The sequence below is a fragment of the Arthrobacter sp. JCM 19049 genome, assembly GCF_001310435.1.
This window is the reverse complement of the sequence record NZ_BAXF01000282.1, coordinates 1-2866: the sequence shown is the minus strand read 5'-3', so window position 1 is coordinate 2866 and position 2866 is coordinate 1. Positions and strand designations below refer to the sequence as shown.

The following is a 2866-nucleotide window of genomic DNA, read 5'->3' as shown; positions in this document are numbered from 1 at the left end:
CCACCCGCCAACCCCTGGCCCCGGGACGCGACTTGCTCGACGCCGGGGCTGTGATCGCGTTGGCCAGCAACTGCAATCCGGGCACCAGCTACACCAGCAACATGAACTTCGTCGTGGCCACGGCCGTCCTGCAGATGCACCTGAGCCTGCCCGAGGCGCTGGAGGCGGCCACGTATGGCGGGGCGTTGGCCCTCGGCGTCCAGGACCAAGTCGGCTCCATCGAAGTGGGCAAGCGGGCTGACCTGCATGTGCTCGATGCCCCGTCCGCGGCGCATTTGGCCTACCGCCCGGGCATGCCACTGACCTACGCGGTCTACCAGGCGGGGCAACGACGCGTCTGATCCTCGCATCGCAAGCTCCTTAGATGTTGTCCCAGTAGGTGTTGCGCTGCGGGGTTTGGGTGGGGTCGATGTGCTTTGGCATGATCACGTGGGCAGTCCCTTGTAGTTGACGACCTTGATGATCCCGGCCTGCTCCGCAGTGTGGTCATTGCGGCACATCAGCGACCCGGAACCGATCCTGGTCCGGCACCCGCCCTTCCAGCCCCCACCCTCGAAATGGTGGACGTCGCAGTTTTCCGGTGGTTCGGTGCACCCGGGAACGATGCAGCCCTTGTCCCGGCAGATGATCCCATCGCGGAGGTAGTCGGGGTAGAAGCGGCTGGCCCTGCCCAGATCCAATATCTGGCTCTCACCGCCAAACACGACCGGGATGATGTCGGCTTCAGTTAGCAGTCGTCGCAGCTCGCCCGGAGTGAGCCTCACGCCGTGCGTGGTGATTCCATGGGCCGTCGCCAGATCCCGCAGGTCATCGAGCTGCATGAAGACCATGAGCTGCGGCCGGATGGCCTTGGTCTTGGCGGTTCCCGAACCATTCTGCCGAATGAGGGTCATCATCGCGTTCATTCGCCGCATGGGGACGGGAACCTGCAGATCGATCTGTTCGGCCGGCGAAAGGCCCTCGGTATTCTCCGGAATCTGGGCACCAGTTGGTCCGGCCGCAGGTTCGGTTTCCCCGGTTTCGTCCACCGCCCACGGGGGAGGGGGATCGGTGGGCTGCAGCCAGCTGGGTGTTTGCGTGCTGTCCACTGCCGGATCCGCTTCCCGTCCGGCCAAGTTCTCTTCATCCGGCTGCCGGGTGCGGGCTGCGGCACCGGCCTTAGTCCGGGGATTGTCGGCCTGCGCCACCAGGGACCGCATGAAGCCGGCATCGGAGCCGCGCACCCGCAGAACGTACTCGTCGACCCCGTTGATGCTGCGGCGTTTGAACAACCCCAGTTCCGGGGTGGCGGCCTCGGCGTTTTCCTCCTTGTACTTCTTGACCAGTTCGTTCACCTGCTTCTTCGCGGTGCGCGGCTCATTGCCCTCCAGGATCTGCACCGCGCGTTCTTCCAGCGACGGCCCATCTTGCTGCCGGGCGGCAGGCGGCAAGGGGGCTCCCTCGCCGATGGTGTCCTTGGCTCCAGCCTGTTCAGGCTGCGGGCCGTTTGGAGGGTCGCGCGCGGATCGACCGCGGGATCCTGGTAGGTGGTGCCCAACTGCTCGAAACGCGGTGTGGTGAGCGTTCCGGCAATGGTGACCCGTCCGATGACCAGGTGCGCGTCATTGAGCATGCCCTCGGCCTCGAAATAGGTGATTCGCAACCAGGCGGCCAGGAAATCCGCCGTGGTCTTGTAGCAGGGCCGGCCGGCGGCATACCTGGCCGGCCGCGAGTAATCGGTCCTGCCCTCGCGCAGGTCGTCGTACTCTTCCAGGTCCAGTGTGTGGGCACCGGTGGCTTCGGCCAGCAGGGCCAGCTCCAGCCGGGCGCGGCTGATGCGGTGCGAGAGGACTTCAACTATGCTGCCCATTTCGGCGGCAACGCGCGGGTCGGAACGGTGGGTGGCCGCCTGCAGCACGTTGTCCAGGATTTCCAGATTCAGCCGTGCCGTTTCGGCCAGCACTTGCCCCGATAATCGGGAACCGCCGGCCGCAGCGGCCCGGCGCAGCGCCTCCATTGCGGAGGCCAGGGAGATGGTGTTCATGGCCCCAGTCTCGGTGCCGCCCAACGTCGGGGCTTCCAAGAAGCGGCGGATTGGGGATAAACGCCTTCCGGCTCCGGAAGAGACGTGGCTGGACCAGGCGGGCGGTGCCGGGCGAGGGCGGCGGTGCTCGGTGGTGTCCGGGAGCAACGGGATGAGCCGGCGGGCCCCGGTGCACGCCAAGAGCGGAATTCATGTCATGTTCGCCGAAATCCGGCGGCGTGTGACCGGCTTCATGATAGACAAGGACTATGGCTACTACTGCAATTGATGGAAACCCAGTCCAGACCGTAGGCGAGCTGCCGGCCGTTGGCGCCAAGCTCCCGAATTCACCCTGACCGGCACCGATCTTCAGGACGTGACCAGCGCGTCCCTGGCCGGCCGCCGCGTCGTGCTGAACATCTTCCCGTCGGTGGACACCGGCGTCTGCGCCGCCAGCGTGCGCCGCTTCAACGAACTGGCCTCGGGCCTGGAGAACACCACCGTGGTGTGCGCCTCCAAGGACCTGCCGATGGCCCTGGGCCGCTTCTGCGGTGCCGAGGGCCTGGAGAACGTGGTCGCCGCCTCGGCGTTCCGTTCCAGCTTCGGCGAGGACTATGGCGTCACCCAGGCCGACGGCCCACTGCGCGGCCTGCTGGCCCGCACCGTGATCATCCTGGATGAGGAGGCAAGGTGATCTACAGCCAGCTGGTTCCGGAGATCAAGACCGAACCGGACTACGACGCCGCGATCGCCGCGCTGAGCTAAGCCCGGCAGCCAAGGAAACCGGCGCCCACACCCCTGTGCTTCAGGGGTGTGGCGCGGTTCGCGTTAATCGGTGCGCGGCGGCCTTCGGCCGGGGCAGGG

The 2866-nt window shown here is 66.4% G+C and carries 4 protein-coding genes and 1 pseudogene; 3 read left to right on the top strand and 2 right to left on the bottom strand.

Annotation, left to right across the window (positions count from 1 at the left end):
- On the top strand, window positions 1–341 hold a 341-nt coding region (locus JCM19049_RS10990; protein ID WP_279403003.1), incomplete at its 5' end, for an amidohydrolase family protein.
- 84 nt (window positions 342–425) lie between these two features.
- Here the strand turns inward: JCM19049_RS10990 and JCM19049_RS10985 are convergent.
- Window positions 426–1379: an HNH endonuclease signature motif containing protein gene (locus JCM19049_RS10985; protein WP_054821610.1), complete on the bottom strand. Its 954-nt coding sequence runs from the start codon at window positions 1377–1379 to the stop codon at window positions 426–428.
- A complete protein-coding gene (locus JCM19049_RS10980) occupies window positions 1331–2023 on the bottom strand; it encodes a hypothetical protein (RefSeq protein ID WP_054821609.1) in 693 nt (230 codons plus the stop codon). Before JCM19049_RS10980 ends, JCM19049_RS10985 begins: the two co-directional genes overlap by 49 nt.
- On the opposite strand from JCM19049_RS10980, the gene JCM19049_RS10975 reads away from it, so the two are divergent.
- The gene (locus tag JCM19049_RS10975; protein ID WP_279403002.1) at window positions 2013–2291 is read left to right on the top strand and encodes a hypothetical protein; all 279 of its coding nucleotides are present in this window, start codon (window positions 2013–2015) and stop codon (window positions 2289–2291) included. The genes JCM19049_RS10980 and JCM19049_RS10975 overlap by 11 nt on opposite strands.
- Window positions 2272–2767 (top strand): annotated as a pseudogene (gene tpx / locus JCM19049_RS10970) (thiol peroxidase). The gene JCM19049_RS10975 and the pseudogene tpx overlap by 20 nt, the downstream one beginning before the upstream one ends.
- Window positions 2768–2866: the final 99 nt, after the last annotated feature.

Coding starts and splice junctions, on each gene's coding strand:
- JCM19049_RS10975 (WP_279403002.1), top strand. CDS start 2,013: ATGGTGTTCATGGCCCCAGTCTCGGTGCCGCCCAACGTCGGGGCTTCC.
- JCM19049_RS10980 (WP_054821609.1), bottom strand. CDS start 2,023: ATGAACACCATCTCCCTGGCCTCCGCAATGGAGGCGCTGCGCCGGGCC.